Below are 16,459 nucleotides of genomic sequence, written 5' to 3'. Positions count from 1 at the left end.
TCGAAGTCCTCAGCGCTGGATGGAATATTGCGGCGAAGCCAGGATCAGGTACGCCGCTTCTTGCACGCGTGCTCGACCGCCGTCCTTGCTCGCATCGATTCCCCGCAGATAGGCGAGCAGCGCACTGCGCATGTCGGCCGGCATCTGTCCGCTCAGCAACAGCAGGTCGAGCTCGTCGAGCAGCAGCGAAGGGTCCGCGGCCAACGGCAGCAGCGCGGCGTAATCGACCAGGATGGCGCTGTCGCTGACGCCGCTGCGTCCGCGGTAGTCGCCGTAGAGCGATTGATAAAGCCGGTTCTGGGCGAGCGTGATGCTCGACTCGTTGGCGAGCTGCAGCTCCGGCAGCACGAGCTGCGCGCTGCGCACCTCGCCCGCCGGCGAATAGAACGGCGAGTAGAAGTTGAATACGCTCGGCGACGACAGCGGAGACTGCAACAACTCGCCCTGCGCCGATCGATAGCTGTAGCGGCCGCTGCCCGTTGCCGGCACCGCATCGAGCGCGCGCCAGAGATGCGCTTGTCGCAGCAGCGGCTCGCGCGCCTTGCCGAAGTGGGTCGCCGGTGCGCCGCGCGCCTCGCTGTCGAGCAGCACCGCGCGCACGACCGCGGCGAGATCGCCGCGCTGCCCGCGTCCGTTGTCCGCGAAAGCCTGGGCGACGCGTTCGACGTAAGCGGGCGACGGATTGCTCGTGACGAGCTTCTGGATCAGCTGGCGGCCGATGAACGGCCCGACGTTGGCGTGCTCGAACAGCGTGTCGAGCCCGCGCGCGAGATCCTGCACCGCGCTGCCGCTCGCCGCGATCGCGGTGTTGCCGACGATGGTCTTGGCATCGCGATCATGCGCGTCGTCGAAGCCCTTCATCGGTGCGAGCCAGTTCGCCGGCCCGCTGCTGAAGCTCCTCGCGCCACCCCAGGACCAGCCCGTGAACGTACGGGCGAGGCCTTCGATGTCGGCCTGCGTGTAGCTCGGCAGCGCGACACCGCTCGCATCGAGTTTGGGCGTGCCGTCGGCGTTCAACTGCACGAGGCCGATCGTGAACAGCTGCATGACCTCGCGCGCGAAGTTCTCGTCCGCGCGTCGATCGGTGGCCGCGTCGGGCTTGGCGTTGCCGAGCATCGACAGATAGCGGCCCATTTCGGGCGACAGCGTGACGTCTTCGAGCAAGTCGCGGAAGTTGCCGAAAGCGCCGTCGACGAGCAGATCGTAATACCAGCAAAGCCCTTCCTGGCTCGACAGCGCGTCGCTGGTATCGGAGACCACCAGGATCTCGGACAGCGCGAACGCCACGCGCTGGCGCAGCTGATCGGGTGCGGTCAGCGCGATCTGCCACCAGGCGTCGGTGCGCGCGTTCCTGTCGACGGTGTCACCGCTCTTGAGGCTGCGGCACAGCGGCAGATGATGGGTCGCGCTCGCGCGCAGCTGCTCGTCGAGCCACGCCTTGGCCGACAGCCTCGCCACGCGATCGATGTCGGCCTGCGTCGGTCCGAAACTGGCTTGCGTGAGCAGGCGTGCGGCTTCTGCTTCGCCGAGCTTTGCGCCACCGCCACCGCTGCCACCCGACGCCGCATCGATCACGCCGCCTGGACTGTTTCCCCCGCACGCCGCAACGGACAACACCATCGCCGCAACGAGAATGCAAACGCCTGATCGCCGTTGCCTCATCTGGATTCCCCGCTCCACCCCTGATACTCCGATGTTGACGCCAGCCGCGTGCGGAGGAAATTCCCCTCGTCGCTCCTGCGCAGGCGCCCGTCGGACGGCAGCATGAGCGAGCATCGGGCAGCACAGCACATCAAGCCCAAAAACGAACAGGCGAGCATCGGCTCGCCTGTTCGTTTACATCGCAACCGCTCCGGAGTTCTTAGAGAACCCGGCTACGGATCACCGGCCTCGAACTGCGAGTCCGTGACTTTCTGATTGAGCCGGCGCTGCATGTCTTTCTTTCGACCCGCCGAAAGCAGCGGAACTGAAGCATTCAACGGTGACGAACGGCATTCCGCGTCGTGTCATCCGCCTTGTGCTTTCTATGCACGCGGGCCACTCGACGTGCGCGCACGCTCGTTCGCGTGCATCGCAACGGCGCTTGAGCGAGCGGACCTCAGCGCGTGAAACGCTTGACGAACTCCCAGACCGTGCGCGTGCCGTCGATGTCCTGCGACGTCTTGCCCTGATAGTTCAGGTTGTACGGTGAACCCGGCCAGGTGTGGCCGCCGTTCTGCACGGTGTAGAGCTCGACGGAATTGCCGGTGGCGCAGCCCAGATACGCATCGAGCTGCACGCGCGTGCCGTCGCTGGCCACCAGGTCCGGCAGCAGGCTGGTCTTGGGCGCAGCCGGGCAACCGTTGATCCTGGCCCAGTGCTTGGCCGAGTCCGGCACCGACAGCGAGATCGCGTACTTCGACGGGCTGTATTTAACGATGGTGTCGGCGTTGCCGTTGATCATCAGCATCGGCGTGGCGAACGCCGGGCTGCCGCAGACCGACACCAGCGTCTTGAGCATGACGCCCGAGACGGCCGCGGCGGCGGCGATCTTGCCGGGCTGGGCGCAGGCGTAGCGCAGCGTCATCATGGCGCCGTCGGAGAAGCCGGCCATCGAAACACGCTTGGCATCGACCGGGTAATTCTTCACGGCGGTGTCGATCAGCGTGGACAGATAGCCCACGTCATCGACGGTGCTGGTGTCGCTCGGATCGTCATGCCAGTTGCCGTCTGCGACGTCGGGCAGCGCCACCCAGATGCCGTAGTCGCGCACGAGCTCCTGCACCTCGGTCAGAAACGCCATCGCTTCGCCGTTGCCGCCGTTGTAATGCAGCATCACGAGCAGCGGCGCCTTGGTGCTGCTGGCCGCGGTCGGCTTGAAGTAGAGCGTGCTGCGGTTGAGGCCCTGATGGTTGATCGTGCTGCGAAAGTAGCTGACGCCCTGCGTCGGCACGATGTAGGCATTGGCCGCGAAGCTCGCGGCCGAAAGCGCGAGCACGACGAGGCTGCGCAGAAGATTCCGGATGATGGTCATGTGACCTCCTTGTGTGGTGGTCGCATCCTGACGGCGTCGTCAGTGTCCGGGTTCGGTAATGCGATGTTCGGCCGAGCGAGCGCCGACAGCCGGCAAGGGATGCAGACAGCGCAATCCGCGTGGGCCGCCACTGCGCCAGGCGACCGGAGCATCCAGGCAATCGGGCTCGACGCGCGCGCAGCGCTCGCCGAAGCGGCAGCCGCGCGGCGGCTCGTGCAGGTCCGGCGGCTGGCCGCCGATGGCGGCGAGCCGTGATCCCGGCACCACGCTCGGCCCGGGCCGGGCCGCGAGCAGCGCGCCCGTGTACGGATGCAGCGGATGGCGCAGCACGCGGGCCGTCGGCCCGGCTTCGACCGCCTGGCCCGCGTACATCACGAGCACGCGCTCGCAGCTTTCGGACACCAGCCCGAGATCGTGGGTGATGAACAGCATCGCCATGCCGAGCTCGCGGCGCAGCGTGTCGAGCAGCCGCAGGATCTGGCGCTGGATGGTCGGGTCGAGCGCGGTGGTCGGCTCGTCGGCGATCAGCAGCTTGGGCTTGGCGAGCAGGGCCATGGCGATCATCACACGCTGGCGCATGCCGCCCGAGAGCTCGTGCGGGTATTGGGTGAGTAGCAGCCGGGCCGCGGAGAGGCCGACCGCGTCGAGTACGCGTTCGGACTCGGCCATCGCGGCGGCCCGCGTCATGCCCTGATGCAGCTCGGCGACTTCGGCGAGTTGCAGGCCGATGCGCAGGTACGGATTGAGGCTGCTCATCGGGTCCTGGAAGATCATCGCCATGCCCGGACCGCGCAGGGCGCGGCGACGCGCCGGGCTCACACCCAGCAGGTTTTCGCCATCGAGCAGCAGCTCACCTTCGAGCCTCGCGCCGTCCGCGTTCAGGCCCATCAGCGCGAGCGCGGTCTGCGATTTGCCGGAGCCCGATTCGCCGACGATGCCGAGGCATTCGCCGCGTGCTATTTCGAAGCTCAGGCCGTCGACCACCGCGAGCCGTCCGCGCGGCGTCGGCAGCTGCACGCGCAGCTCGCGCACCTGCAGCAGCGGCTCTTTCGGTGTCGAGTTCATCGACGTGTTCATCGGCGCCTCGGGTCCAGCGCTTTGCGCAAGGCTTCGCCGAGCACGTTGAGGCACAGCAGCGTCGCGAGCAGGAACGCGGCCGGAAAGATCAGCGCCCACGGCGCGGTTTCCATGTCGCGCGCGCCTTCGCTGATCAGCGCGCCCCAACTCGTCGCGGGCGCCTGCACGCCCAGGCCCAGAAAGCCCAGGAAGGATTCCATCAGGATCACCTGCGGCACCGTGAGCGTGGCGTAGACGACGATCACGCCGAGCAGGTTCGGCAGCACGTGGCGATGCAGGATCGCGCTCGTGTCCAGCCCCGAGACTTCGGCCGCGGCGATGAACTCGCGCTGCTTGATCGCGAGCGTTTCGCCGCGCACGACGCGCGCCATGTCGAGCCAGTTCACGCAGCCGATGGCCGCGAACACGAGCAGCAGATGGCGACCGAACAAAACCATTAGCAGGATCACGAGAAACAGGAACGGCAGCGCGTAGAGGATGTCGACTGCGCGCATCATCAAGGCATCGATGCGCCCGCCGAGCATGCCCGCGATCGCGCCATAGGCGACGCCGATCAGCAGCGAGACGAGTGTGCCGACGAGCCCGACGAGCAGCGAAACGCGGCCGCCCGTGAGCGTGCGCGCGAACAGGTCGCGGCCGAGCGCGTCGGTGCCGAACCAGTGCCGATCCGAGAGCGACGGCGCCGCGGACCAGGCGCCGTCGAAGTCGATCGCATCGAAGGCCCACGGGGAAAGCCAGGGACCGATGAGCGTGAGCAAGGCGATCGCGCAGAGCACCAGCGATGCAATGCGTGCAGCGAGCGGCAATGAGCGGAGCCAGATCATGCGCGCAGCCGCGGATCGAGCCGGGCGTAGAGCAGATCGACGATCAGGTTGAACAGCACGATCAGCGTGCCGTAAAGCAGCACCACGCCCATGACCAGGCCGTAATCGCGGTTGAAGGCCCCGAGCACGAAGTAGCGGCCGATGCCCGGCAAGCCGAAGATCTGCTCGACGACCACCGAGCCCGTGAGCGTCGCCGCCGCGGCCGGGCCGAGATAGGAAATCACCGGCAGCAGCACGGGCTTGATCGCGTGTCGCAGCACGATGCGGCGCTCGGACAAGCCCTTGGCGCGCGCGGTGCGAATGTACGGCGCTTGCAGCACCTCGATCATCGCGTTGCGCGCCAGACGCGCAGCCGTCGCCAGATGCGGCAAGGCGAGCGCGATGACGGGCAGAATCCAGTCGCCGACGCGGCCGTTCCAGCCACCGGCCGGCAGCCAGCGCAAACTCACCGCGAACAGCAGCACGAGCAGCGGCGCGATGACGAAGCTCGGCACCGAAAGCCCGAGCAGCGAAAAGCCCATGACGAGCCTGTCGACGAACGAGCCCGGTGCGCGCGCGGCGGCGATGCCGAGCGCCAGGCCGAACGACAAACCCGCGATGATCGCGAGCGTGCCGAGCGTCGCCGACACCGGCAGGCCGGCGGCGATCAACTCGTTCACGCTGCGATCCGGGTACTGATACGAAGGCCCGAGATCGCCGCGCATGAGCGAGCCGAGATAGCGCAGGTATTGCGCCGCGATCGGTTCGTCGAAGTGATACGCGGCCTCGAGTTGCGCGCGTGTCTGCTCGGTGATGCCTTCCTCGCTGTCGAACGGCCCGCCCGGTGCGGCGCGCAGCATGAAGAACGTCAGCGTGACGAGGATCAGCAAGGTCGGAATCGCTTGCAGCAGGCGCAGGATCAGGCGCGTTCGCATGAGCTATGGCGATGCCGGCGCGAGATCGAGATCGCGCGTGTAGTGATGGTCGAGCGCATTGTCTTGCCAGCCGCGTACGGTCGGGGCGACCAGATGCTTGGTCACGTAGAAATAGATCGGAATGACCGGCGTGTCGTCGAGCATCGAGCGTTCGGCCTGCGCGAGCAGCTCGCCGCGTGGAGCACCGCTGCTGTTCGCCGCCTGCGCGAGCAGCGCGTCGTAGCGCGCGTTCGCGTAACCCGTGTCGTTGCGTGGATTGTTGGACAGCAGCAGATCGAGAAAGCTGCTCGCGTCGGCGTAATCCGCGACCCAGGACGCGCGAAAGACCTGGGTGTATCGGCGCTCTCGACGGCTTTGCAGAAACACCTTGGTCTCTTCGTTGTAGAGCGTGGCTTGTACACCGAGCGTCTGCTTCCACATCGCCGCGATCACGGTCGCGATCTTCTGGTGATAGTCGTGCGTGTTGTAGCGGATCTGCACGGCGAGCGGACGCTGCGGTCCGTAGCCGGCGGCCGCGTAAAGACGGCGCGCTTCGCTCACGCGCCGCTCGCGCGACCAGCTCGCCCATTCGGGACGCTGCGAGGACGCCGCGTCGATGCCCGGCGGCAGCCAGCCGTAGGCGGGCTTTTCTCCGCTGCCCATGAGCTTGTCGACGATGATCTGCCGGTCGATCGCCAAGCTCAGCGCCTTGCGCAGCCCCGGCTGATCCTGGAACGGCGGCCGCGTGAGATTGAAACCGTAGTAGTACGAGCCGAGATAGTCGGCGATGCGCAATTGCCGCTTGAGCACCGGCGGCATCGCCGCGATCTGCTGCGCCGGCACCTGCTCGGTGATATGCAGCTCGCCCGCGCGAAAGCGCTGGAACTCGGCGTTGAGATCCTCGGTGACGAGATGCAGCACCGTGTCGATCGCGACGGCCGGCGCATTCCAGTACTGCGCGTTGCGCTTGAGCCGCACGTGCGATTGCAACGCCCACTCGTCGAGCACGTAAGCCCCGTTCGAAACGAGCTTGCCCGCGCGCGTGAACTGCGCGCGCTCGCGCTCGAGGCTCGCGCGATGCACCGGATAGGCGACCGAATTCGCCAGCAAGCCGGGGAAATAGGGCGTCGGGCGTTCGAGCTCGATCTGCAGCGTTCGATCGTCGAGCGCGCTGACGCCCAGATGCTCGGCGCTGCCTTTGCCCGCCATGAGCGCCTCGGCGCCGCGGATCGGCGCGAGCAGGGCGGCCGATGGCGAGGCGGTCGCCGGACTCAGGCTGCGCCGGAACGCGTAGACGAAATCGGCGGCTGTCAGCGCCTCGCCATTGGACCAGCGCGCATCGGCTCGCAGCGAAAAAACATAGATGCGCCCGTCGTCGGAGATCTGCCACGAGGCGGCGACGCCCGGAATCAGGCGTCCATCCGCGGCCTCGCTGACCAAGCCTTCGAAGAGGTCGCGCACGACGTTTCCGGCCGAGACGCTGCGGACCTTGTGCGGATCGAGCGTTTCGACATCGGGCCCGTTGCCGCGCTTGAGCAGCTTGCCCTGCGCGCTGGCGGCCGACGGCGACAGACCACAGGCCAGCAGCAGCGCGAGCATCGCCAGCCACGGCCTTGCGCTGCGGGCTCGCATCGGCATCTAGCGCTTGCGTGCGCTGCCCAGCGTCACCAGCAGCACGCCGACGAGAATGATGCCGGTGCCGATGATCTGGTCGCGCCCTAGCCGCTCGTCGAGTATCCACCAGCCGAGCAGCACGGCGATCGCCGGGTTCACGTAGGCGTAGGTGCCGAGCACGACGGGCGAGACTTCGTGCACGAGCCAGTAGAACGCGCCGTAAGCGACGCAGGAGCCGAACACGATCAGGTACGCGAGCGCCCACAGGCTGCGCGGCGCCCAGGTCCAGCGCCCGGCTTCGCCGGCGAGCAGGCCGATGGCGGACAGCAGCACGCCCGCGACGAGCATCTGCAGACCCGCCGCCATCACCGGCTTGATCGAAACCGGCGAACGCTTGGAGACCACCGAGCCGACCGCCCAGGCGATCGGCGCGAGCATCAGCGCCGCGTAGGCCGTCCACGGCGCGAGTCCGCCGCCGATGCCCTCGCCGACCAGCACGATCACGCCCGCGAAGCCGACGAGCAGGCCGATCAACCGCATCGCGCCGAGCTGCTCGCCCTTGGAACCGAGCGTGCCCATCCAGCCCATCCAGAGCGCGGACGTCGCGACGATCAGCGCGGCCTGGTTCGACGGCACCCACAGCTCGCTCCAGGTGACCAGGCCGTTGCCGAACACGAGCATCAAGATGCCGACGAAGATCGTGCTGCGCCAATCGGACCAGCGCCTGGGCAGCGACGCCCCCGTGAGCAGGCCGACGACGACCATCGTCAGACCCGCGACCAGAAAGCGAACGCCGGCGGACGAGGCCGGCGGCAGCGCCTCGACGACGATGCGGATCGCCAGGTAGGTCGAGCCCCAGATCAGATAGACGGCGGCGAACGCGAGTGTGAGCTGAACCTTGCGAAGCTCCATGGGCCCTCAAAAGCAAACCGCCCGGCGAGTGCCGGGCGGGGATTATCGCTTGATGCGTTTCCTGATGCGGCAACGAAGAGGCCCGCACTAGGCGGGCCTCCTCTTACATCGCCGAGTATCGTGAGCCGTGATACTCGTTTTGCAGCCTGCAGCTCAGAACTCGTAGCTGGCCGTGAGACGGAACACGCGCGGATCGGTGTAGCTGATCACGCGGCCATAGCTTGAGTTGAGGCCACCGTAATTGATCACGGAATCGTGTTCTTCGTTGATCGACGAGGTGCTCTGGCGGTTGAACAGGTTGAAGACATCGGCGCGCAGCGTCAGACCGTCGACGTACTTCGGCTGGTAGACCACGTTGAGGTCGAAAGTGTAGCTCCACGGCAGACGACCGGCCGATCCGCGCGGAGTTGCAACGGCCCCATCAGGATCGCCGCTGCCATCGCCGCAGTAGAAGAACACGGCGCCATACTGACCGCCGCCGATATCTTCGCCGTCTCCAGCGTAATCACCAAAGCAGTTCTTCGGACGTCCAGACTCGAGACGGAACGCACCACCAACCGCCCATTCCGGCGCGACTTGATAGTAGCCGAAGCCATTGATCGTATGGCGACGATCACTCGGCAGATAGCCATTGGCGCCTTCCATTAACTCCGGGAAGTCCCAGGTCGAGGTCACAGCGACGTCTGACTGACCATTGTCAGACTTGGTCTGGCCCTCGGTATTGCCCTTGCTCTTGGCCCAGGTGTACATCAGCTTGCCGTACCACTTGTCGCGGAACGGGTGCTCAAGGAAGAAGTTCAACGCCGTGTAGGTACGCTTTGGCTTCGGCAGGCCGATGTCGGCAGCCGACAGATCGAATGCCACCGCCTCTTCGTCAACGCCATCTTCATCATCGTCCGCACCATCTGGATCGAGATAGATCGTGTTGCCCTTACCTGGATTGATGGTGGCGCAACCGAAGGGATAGAACTCGGCCTTCGAGAGGTCGATGCCGTGTTCCTCGGCATAGGCGTCAATCGGACGATAATCGCAGAAGTCGTCGATCGTCGCCTTGAGCTTGCGATAGGTCAGCGACACACCGCCGGTATACGAGGTCAGGAAGGCCTGCTCGAAGCCGAGGGTGAACTCATCCTGGTAGGTCGGATCGATGTTCTGCGAAGCCACCGAACGCGGGTCCTTCGCCTGGCCGTATTCGTTGTTGGCAGAGTAGACATCGGCGATTTGCGTCAGACCCGTAGGAGCGCCGGTGACGGGATCGACGCCGGTATAAACGAAGTACGTGTCGGCGAGCGTCGAGCGGCTGGCGCCACGCACGGCCACGTGGGTGGGGATCTGCAAGCTGTAGCGGCCTGCCGAGCCATAGATCTTCGTCGTTGCATCACCGAAAACGTCCCAGGACGCGGACAGGCGCGGGCTCAGGAAGTCGTCCATCTTGAGGAAGGTTTCGCCGTCGCCGTTCTTGTTCTCGAACTGCTCATTACGCAGGCCGAGCGTCAACAGAACGGTATTGGTCACCTGCCAGCGATCTTCGATGTACTGCGCAGACTGATTCGATTGTGCATCGGTGACCGTGGTGAAATCGCGACTACGAACGGCATAGTAGAAGCCGTCTGCGTCCGGCGTCGCGCCAGCTTCGACCAGCGTCTGGGTCTGGTTGTTCAAGAACATCTGGTCGCCGCGAGAATTCGGATAACGGACGTAACGGAAGTAGTCAGTCAGGATCGCTTCGCCAGCGTCCTTGGACTTAAGGCGGTTGTCATCGATGCCCGCGCGCAGCGTATGGTCGAACAGCTTGTACTCGACATCGAAGCGGAAGGACTTCGTGGTTTCCTGGGCTCCCGCTGGGATCAGCGAAGTACCACCGGCCAGGGCGTTCGCAACTTGCTGGTTGGGATTGATCAACCGCGGATCAATTGCGGCCGTCGTTCCGTTGAAGAAAATCTGCGGCGCCGTGGCGTCACCGAGATTACCGAACTGATCCTTGTGCTTGTACTTGCTCTGGCCATAGAGCGCAGTGATGAGCAGATTGTCGGTCACATTGCCGACGTAGCGGAACAGCTGCGCGTCGCCGCCGACACCCTGGGTACCCTGACTGCCGTCAGAATAATTCTTCGAATTCTCGGTGTAGCCGAGTTCGGTCTTTGAATGAGTCTCGTAGTCGTAGCCGTAGTACTTAGGGGAAAAATGATTAGCCGTCCTGCGGAACCAATGTCAACGGCAGAGGTCGTCGCATCTCGACACGGGTAAATCAGGCCGGACCGCTTCCATTTTTTCCAGCGCGCAAACGAAATCGGGCGCCCAGAGGCGCCCGATTGGACCAGCTCAGAAGACTCGCGTCGTCTTTACTCGGCAGCGGCATCCGCCGGTGCCGGGCCGCCGGCCTTGCGGTCGACGAGCTCGATGTACGCCATCGGCGCGTTGTCACCGGGGCGGAAGCCGCAACGCAGGATGCGCGTGTAGCCACCCGGACGGCCGTTGAAGCGCGGCGCGATGTCGTTGAACAGCTTCTGCACCGCATCGCGATCACGCAGGCGCGCGAACACGAGACGGCGGTTGGCGACGGTGTCCGTCTTGGCGCGCGTGATCAGCGGCTCGGCGAGCTTGCGCAGCTCCTTGGCCTTCGGCACCGTGGTGCGGATCAGCTCGTGCGTGAACAGCGCAACGGCGATCGACTGCATCGTCGCTTTGCGATGGCTGCTGGGACGGCCGAAGGTGCGGCCTGCAATACCGTGACGCATGGTTGTATCTCTCTAGTAAAAGTGCCGCAGCTCAGCCCACCGAAGACTTCGGCGCGGCCCAGTTTTCGAGTTTCATGCCCAGATCGAGATCGTGGGCCTTGAGGGCTTCCTTGATCTCGTTGAGCGACTTCTTGCCGAGGTTCGGCGTCTTCATGAGTTCGGTCTCGGTGCGCTGCACGAGGTCGCCGATGTAGTAGACGTTTTCGGCCTTGAGGCAGTTGGCCGAGCGAACCGTGAGTTCCAGATCGTCGATCGGACGGAACAGGATCGGCGACAGCTCCTTCTTGCCGGCAACCGCGGTGGTCGCGGCTTCGGCTTCGAGGTCGACGAAGACGGCAAGCTGGTCGCGCAGGATGCGCGCGGCCAGGCGAACCGCTTCAGCCGGATCGATGCCGCCGTTGGTGTCCAGGTCGAGGATCAGTTTGTCGAGGTCGGTGCGCTGTTCGACGCGAGCACGCTCGACGCTATAGCTCACGCGGCGAACCGGGCTGTACGAAGCATCGAGCTTCAGCACGCCGACGGCCGAGCTGCCTTCATCGGCGGCACGCAGGGCAGCGGCCGGCACATAGCCACGGCCACGCGTGACCTTGAGGCTGACGTTGAGCTTGCCGCCCGTCAGGTTCGCGATGACCAGATCCGGGTTCACGATTTCGACGTCGTGATCGAGCTTGATGTCGGCGGCCGTGACCGGCCCCTTGCCCGACTTCTCCAGACGCAGCGTCGCTTCTTCGCGAGCGTGCATGCGGATGGCGATGTTCTTGATGTTCAGGAGGATGTCGATGACATCTTCCTGCACGCCTTCGATCGAGCTGTACTCGTGGACCACGCCTTCGATCTGCACTTCGGTGATTGCAGCGCCCGGAATGGACGACAGCAGAATGCGGCGAAGTGCGTTGCCGAGCGTGTGGCCGAAGCCACGCTCGAGCGGTTCCAGCGAAACACGGGCACGCGAGGCGGATTCGGCTTCGACTTCCACCAGACGCGGTTTGAGCAAATCAGCGACAAAACCCTGCATGGGTCAGTTACCTCGTTAGTGAAGAAGATCGCGTAGCCAGCAACAACATCAGCAAAGCAGCGATTACTTCGAGTAAAGCTCGACGACCAGATTCTCGTTGATGTCCGGAACGATCTGATCACGGCTCGGCAGCGACTTGAAGGTACCCTTCAGGCCCTTCTCATCCACTTCCAACCATTCCGGGAAACCGATCTGCGCCGCGATCGACAGCGATTCGGCAATGCGGCTCTGGGTGCGCGATTTCTCGCGCACTTCAACGACATCACCAACCTGAACCTGGTACGACGGGATGTTGACCGGCTTGCCGTTGACGAGCACAGCCTTGTGGCCGACCAGCTGGCGGGCTTCGGCGCGCGTGCGGCCGAAACCGATGCGATAGACCACGTTATCGAGGCGGGTTTCCAGAGCCAGCAACAGGTTCAGACCCGTCGCGCCCTTGGTCTTGGTCGCCTTGTAGTAGTAGTTGCGGAACTGACGCTCGAGCAGGCCGTACATCTGCTTGAGCTTCTGCTTCTCGCGCAGCTGCGTCGCGTAGTCCGACAGACGCGGCTTGCGGGCGCCGTGCTGGCCGGGAGGCGTTTCGAGCTTGCACTTGGTTTCCAGCGAGCGGCCACGACCCTTCAGGAGAAGGTCGGCACCGGCACGGCGGGACAGCTTGCACTTGGGACCAATATAACGAGCCATGACGGTCTCTCTTAGACGCGGCGGCGCTTCGGAGCGCGGCAGCCGTTGTGCGGAATCGGGGTGACGTCGGTGATGTTGGTCACCTTGAAGCCGGCGTTGTTGAGCGCACGCACGGCCGACTCACGACCCGGGCCGGGGCCCTTGACGCGAACTTCGACGTTCTTGACGCCGTGCTCGGCAGCGGCCTGGGCCGCCTTGTCGGCCGCGACCTGCGCAGCGAACGGCGTCGACTTGCGCGATCCCTTGAAGCCGGCGGCGCCGGCCGTGGACCACGACAGGGCATTACCCTGGCGATCCGTGATCAGGATGATCGTGTTGTTGAACGAAGCGTGGATGTGGCACACGGCGTCAGAGATGTTCTTCTTGACGCGCTTGCGGGCCTTGGCGGCAGCGCCGGCATTCGGATTGGCCATTGGACGGCAGGCTCAGGTCGTTGAATTGAGTGAATTACTTCTTGATCGCACGGCGCGGACCCTTGCGGGTACGGGCATTCGTGCGCGTGCGCTGACCGCGAACCGGCAAACCACGGCGATGACGGTTGCCACGGTAGCAACCGAGGTCCATCAGACGCTTGATGCTCATGGACACTTCGCGGCGCAGGTCGCCTTCGACGGAGAATTTGCCGATCTCGGCGCGCAGCGCTTCGAGTTCGGCTTCGGTCAGGTTACGGACCTGGACGTCGGGCTTCACGTTCGCTTGCGCGCAGATCAGCTTCGAGCGGGTCGGGCCAATACCGTAGATCGCCTGGAGGGCAATGACGGTGTGCTTTTTGTCCGGAATGTTGACGCCGGCGATACGTGCCATGACGCGGGGAACTCCTAAAGAACGGGCTGCGCGAAAAGGGCGCGAATTGTACAGAAACTAATCTGGACCTACAAGCCAAGTGCCTTTCCGGCACCTGGGGCGAAGCGTCTGGACGACGCTTCTCGAAACGATTTCAGCCCTGGCGCTGCTTGTGGCGAGCGTCGGAGCAGATCACGCGGACCACGCCGGCACGGCGAACGACCTTGCAGTTGCGGCAGATCTTGCGGACGGAAGTACGGACTTTCATGACAAACCTCTTATCAAGTGCAGCTTCAAAAGACTTAGCGCGACGAGCTCGGTCCGCTCAGCGACTTGGTGTCGCTACGACGGCCCGGCAACTTGCCAGCGGTGCCGGAATCGGACTTTCCACCCAAAGACTTCAAATTGGCCTTCTTGAGCAGGCCCTCGTACTGATGCGACATCAGATGCGCCTGCAGCTGAGCCATGAAATCCATCACCACCACCACGGTGATCAGCAGCGACGTGCCGCCGAACGCCATCGGCACGTTCCAGTAGGCAATGAACACTTCGGGCATCAGGCAGACCAGCGTGATGTAGATCGAACCGGCCACCGTCAGGCGAGTGAGCACCTGGTCGATGTAGCGAGCGGTCTGGGCCCCCGGACGAACACCGGGAATGAAGGCACCCGACTTCTTGAGGTTCTCGGCCGTCTCGCGCGAATCGAACACGAGCGCGGTGTAGAAGAAGCAGAAGAAGATGATCAGCACCGCGTACAGCACACCGTGCAGGGCCTGGCCAGGCGACAGCGCATTGGCCAGCTGCTGCAGAAAGCCACCACCGCCTTCGCCGCCGAAGAAGCGCACGATCGAAGCCGGGAACAGAATGATCGAGCTCGCGAAGATCGGCGGAATCACGCCGGCCATGTTGAGCTTGAGCGGCAGATGCTGAGTCTGCGCGGCGAACAGCTTGCGGCCCTGCTGACGACGCGCGTGATGCACCGGAATCCGACGCTGGGCACGTTCCACGAAGACCACGCCGAGCGTCACGAGCGCAACCAGCGCCAGCACCACGATCACCACCAGGCCCGACACCGACCCTTCGCTGACGAGCTGCGCGGTCGCGCCGAGCGCCGGCGGAAGACCCGCGACGATGCCCGAGAAGATGATCATCGACATACCGTTGCCGATGCCCCGCTCGGTGATCTGCTCACCAAGCCACATCAGGAACATCGTACCGGTGACCAGCGAAACCGTCGCCGTGAACACGAAGCCAAAGCCCGGGTTGATCGCCACGCCGCTGCTCTGCAGCGCGGTCGCCGCACCGACGGACTGGAAGATCGCCAGCGCCAGCGTGCCGTAGCGCGTGTACTTGGTCAGCTGACGACGACCGGACTCGCCTTCCTTCTTGAGCTCCTTGAGCTGCGGCACGACCGCGGCCATGAGCTGCACGATGATCGAGGCGGAGATGTACGGCATCACGCCGAGCGCGAAGATCGACAGACGATGCAGCGCGCCGCCCGAGAACATGTTGAACATGTCCAGGATCGAGCCCTGCGTCTGGTTGAACAGCTGCTCGAGCTGGCGCGGATCGATACCGGGCACCGGGATGAAGCTGCCGATGCGGAAAACCACGATCGCGCCGAGCAAGAACAGCAGGCGGCCGCGAACCTCTCCGAGCTTGGAGAGATCCGGCACCATACCGGCAGCGGCAGGAGACTTGGCCATGTTGTTCCGGGTCAGCGAAGCCGATTACTCGGCGATGGAGCCGCCGGCCGCGGTGATCGCTTCACGCGCGCCCTTGGTGGCGAGCACGCCCTTGAGCACGACCTTGCGGGTCAGCTCGCCGGACTTGATCACCTTGGCCTGCTCTGCCGTGGCCGGAACGATGTTGGCGAGCTTCAGGGCGGCCAGATCGATCTCTTCCACCTTGAGCTTCTGCAGCTCGGACAGACGCACTTCGGCGGTCTGGTTCACGAGCGGGCTGTTGAAGCCACGCTTCGGCAGACGACGCTGGATCGGCATCTGGCCGCCTTCGAAGCCGACCTTGCCGCGGCCACCCTTACGAGCGCGCTGACCCTTGTGACCGCGACCGGCGGTCTTGCCCATGCCGGAGCCGATACCGCGGCCGACGCGAACGCGAACCGTCTTGGAGCCTTCGGCGGGCTTGATGTCATTGAGTTTCATTAGGCGACCTCTTCAACCTTGAGCAGGTAGTAAGCCTTGTTCACCATGCCGAGATTCTCGGGGGTGGCAGGGATGACCACGCTCTGATGCGGCTTGCGCAGGCCGAGGCCGTTCACGCATTCCTTGTGACCCTTCACGCGGCCGAAGATGCTCTTCGTCAGCGTAACCTTGATCTGCTTCGTGTTGCTCATGAGCAATCTCTCAGGCGTCTGTGGCGGGCCTATCAGGCCGTCAGTTCTTCGACCGTCTTGCCGCGCTTGGCAGCAATTTCGGTCGGCAGGTTCATGCGCTTGAGCGCGTCGAGCGTAGCGCGAACCATGTTGATCGGGTTGCGCGAGCCGAAGGACTTGGCGAGCACGTTCTGCACACCGGCCACTTCGAACACCGCACGCATCGCACCGCCGGCGATGACGCCGGTACCGTCCGAAGCCGGGCGCATGAACACCTTGGTGGCGCCGTGGGTACCCCAGATTTCGTGCTGCAGGGTCAGACCCTTGAGCGGCACGGTGATCATGTTCTTGCGGGCCTGGTCCATCGCCTTGCTGATGGCCTGCGGCACTTCGCGCGCCTTGCCATAGCCGAAGCCGACGCGACCGGCGCCGTCACCGACGACCGTCAGCGCGGTGAAGGCGAACTGCTTGCCGCCCTTGACCGTCTTGCTGACGCGGTTGACCGTGACGAGCTTCTCTTTGAACTCGCCGCCCTGCTGATCGTCGTACTGCACGTTGTTGTTCGCCATGA

Annotated in this window: 17 protein-coding genes and 1 pseudogene; all 18 read right to left on the bottom strand. The window is 64.6% G+C overall.

Annotated elements, in window-relative coordinates; translation table 11 throughout:
- Nucleotides 1-9: 9 nt before the first annotated feature.
- Nucleotides 10-1,575, bottom strand: a complete 1,566-nt coding sequence (locus tag WQQ_RS10240; RefSeq protein WP_050997619.1) for a DUF1800 domain-containing protein — start codon at nt 1,573-1,575, stop codon at nt 10-12.
- A gap of 523 nt (nt 1,576-2,098) precedes the next feature.
- The gene (locus WQQ_RS10235; protein ID WP_007185083.1) at nt 2,099-3,013 is read right to left on the bottom strand and encodes a CE1 family esterase; all 915 of its coding nucleotides are present in this window, start codon (nt 3,011-3,013) and stop codon (nt 2,099-2,101) included.
- Between the two features lie 39 nt (nt 3,014-3,052).
- Nucleotides 3,053-4,090 carry an ABC transporter ATP-binding protein gene (locus tag WQQ_RS10230; protein ID WP_007185082.1) on the bottom strand — a complete coding sequence of 346 codons (1,038 nt, stop codon included), beginning with the start codon at nt 4,088-4,090 and terminating at the stop codon, nt 3,053-3,055.
- On the bottom strand, nt 4,087-4,914 hold the full coding sequence (locus tag WQQ_RS10225; RefSeq protein ID WP_007185081.1) for an ABC transporter permease subunit: 828 nt from the start codon (nt 4,912-4,914) through the stop codon (nt 4,087-4,089). Before WQQ_RS10225 ends, WQQ_RS10230 begins: the two co-directional genes overlap by 4 nt.
- Nucleotides 4,911-5,828 carry an ABC transporter permease subunit gene (locus WQQ_RS10220; RefSeq protein WP_007185080.1) on the bottom strand — a complete coding sequence of 306 codons (918 nt, stop codon included), beginning with the start codon at nt 5,826-5,828 and terminating at the stop codon, nt 4,911-4,913. The genes WQQ_RS10225 and WQQ_RS10220 overlap by 4 nt, the downstream gene beginning before the upstream one ends.
- Before the next feature lie 3 nt (nt 5,829-5,831).
- The gene (locus WQQ_RS10215) at nt 5,832-7,445 is read right to left on the bottom strand and encodes a peptide ABC transporter substrate-binding protein (RefSeq protein ID WP_007185079.1); all 1,614 of its coding nucleotides are present in this window, start codon (nt 7,443-7,445) and stop codon (nt 5,832-5,834) included.
- Nucleotides 7,446-8,333, bottom strand: coding sequence for an EamA family transporter (locus WQQ_RS10210; RefSeq protein ID WP_007185078.1), 888 nt, complete (start codon nt 8,331-8,333; stop codon nt 7,446-7,448).
- A gap of 153 nt (nt 8,334-8,486) precedes the next feature.
- Nucleotides 8,487-10,475, bottom strand: a pseudogene (locus tag WQQ_RS10205) (TonB-dependent receptor domain-containing protein); the annotation flags it as partial.
- 200 nt (nt 10,476-10,675) lie between these two features.
- Nucleotides 10,676-11,071: a 50S ribosomal protein L17 gene (rplQ, locus tag WQQ_RS10200; protein WP_007185076.1), complete on the bottom strand. Its 396-nt coding sequence runs from the start codon at nt 11,069-11,071 to the stop codon at nt 10,676-10,678.
- A gap of 31 nt (nt 11,072-11,102) precedes the next feature.
- Nucleotides 11,103-12,086, bottom strand: a complete 984-nt coding sequence (locus WQQ_RS10195; protein ID WP_007185075.1) for a DNA-directed RNA polymerase subunit alpha — start codon at nt 12,084-12,086, stop codon at nt 11,103-11,105.
- Nucleotides 12,087-12,149: 63 nt separating this feature from the next.
- Nucleotides 12,150-12,770 (bottom strand): 30S ribosomal protein S4, encoded by a 621-nt coding sequence (gene rpsD, locus WQQ_RS10190; RefSeq protein WP_007185074.1) that lies wholly within the window; start codon nt 12,768-12,770, stop codon nt 12,150-12,152.
- A gap of 11 nt (nt 12,771-12,781) precedes the next feature.
- Nucleotides 12,782-13,183, bottom strand: coding sequence for a 30S ribosomal protein S11 (rpsK, locus tag WQQ_RS10185; RefSeq protein WP_007185073.1), 402 nt, complete (start codon nt 13,181-13,183; stop codon nt 12,782-12,784).
- A 34-nt stretch (nt 13,184-13,217) separates the two neighbouring features.
- Entirely contained in the window at nt 13,218-13,574 is a 357-nt protein-coding gene (gene rpsM, locus WQQ_RS10180) for a 30S ribosomal protein S13 (RefSeq protein WP_007185072.1), read from the bottom strand.
- A gap of 133 nt (nt 13,575-13,707) precedes the next feature.
- Complete coding sequence (gene rpmJ, locus WQQ_RS10175) at nt 13,708-13,821, bottom strand: 50S ribosomal protein L36 (protein WP_007185071.1); 114 nt, start codon at nt 13,819-13,821, stop codon at nt 13,708-13,710.
- Between the two features lie 34 nt (nt 13,822-13,855).
- Complete coding sequence (gene secY / locus WQQ_RS10170) at nt 13,856-15,259, bottom strand: preprotein translocase subunit SecY (protein WP_007185070.1); 1,404 nt, start codon at nt 15,257-15,259, stop codon at nt 13,856-13,858.
- Nucleotides 15,260-15,283: 24 nt separating this feature from the next.
- The gene (gene rplO / locus WQQ_RS10165; protein WP_007185069.1) at nt 15,284-15,718 is read right to left on the bottom strand and encodes a 50S ribosomal protein L15; all 435 of its coding nucleotides are present in this window, start codon (nt 15,716-15,718) and stop codon (nt 15,284-15,286) included.
- The gene (gene rpmD / locus WQQ_RS10160; RefSeq protein ID WP_007185068.1) at nt 15,718-15,909 is read right to left on the bottom strand and encodes a 50S ribosomal protein L30; all 192 of its coding nucleotides are present in this window, start codon (nt 15,907-15,909) and stop codon (nt 15,718-15,720) included. Before rpmD ends, rplO begins: the two co-directional genes overlap by 1 nt.
- A gap of 32 nt (nt 15,910-15,941) precedes the next feature.
- Entirely contained in the window at nt 15,942-16,457 is a 516-nt protein-coding gene (gene rpsE, locus WQQ_RS10155; protein ID WP_007185067.1) for a 30S ribosomal protein S5, read from the bottom strand.
- Nucleotides 16,458-16,459 lie beyond the last annotated feature (2 nt).

The organism is Hydrocarboniphaga effusa AP103, assembly GCF_000271305.1.
In the GTDB taxonomy this organism is placed as follows: Bacteria; Pseudomonadota; Gammaproteobacteria; order Nevskiales; family Nevskiaceae; genus Hydrocarboniphaga; species Hydrocarboniphaga effusa.
The sequence above is the reverse complement of the archived record's forward strand: the minus strand, read 5'-3'. Positions and strand labels throughout refer to the sequence as shown.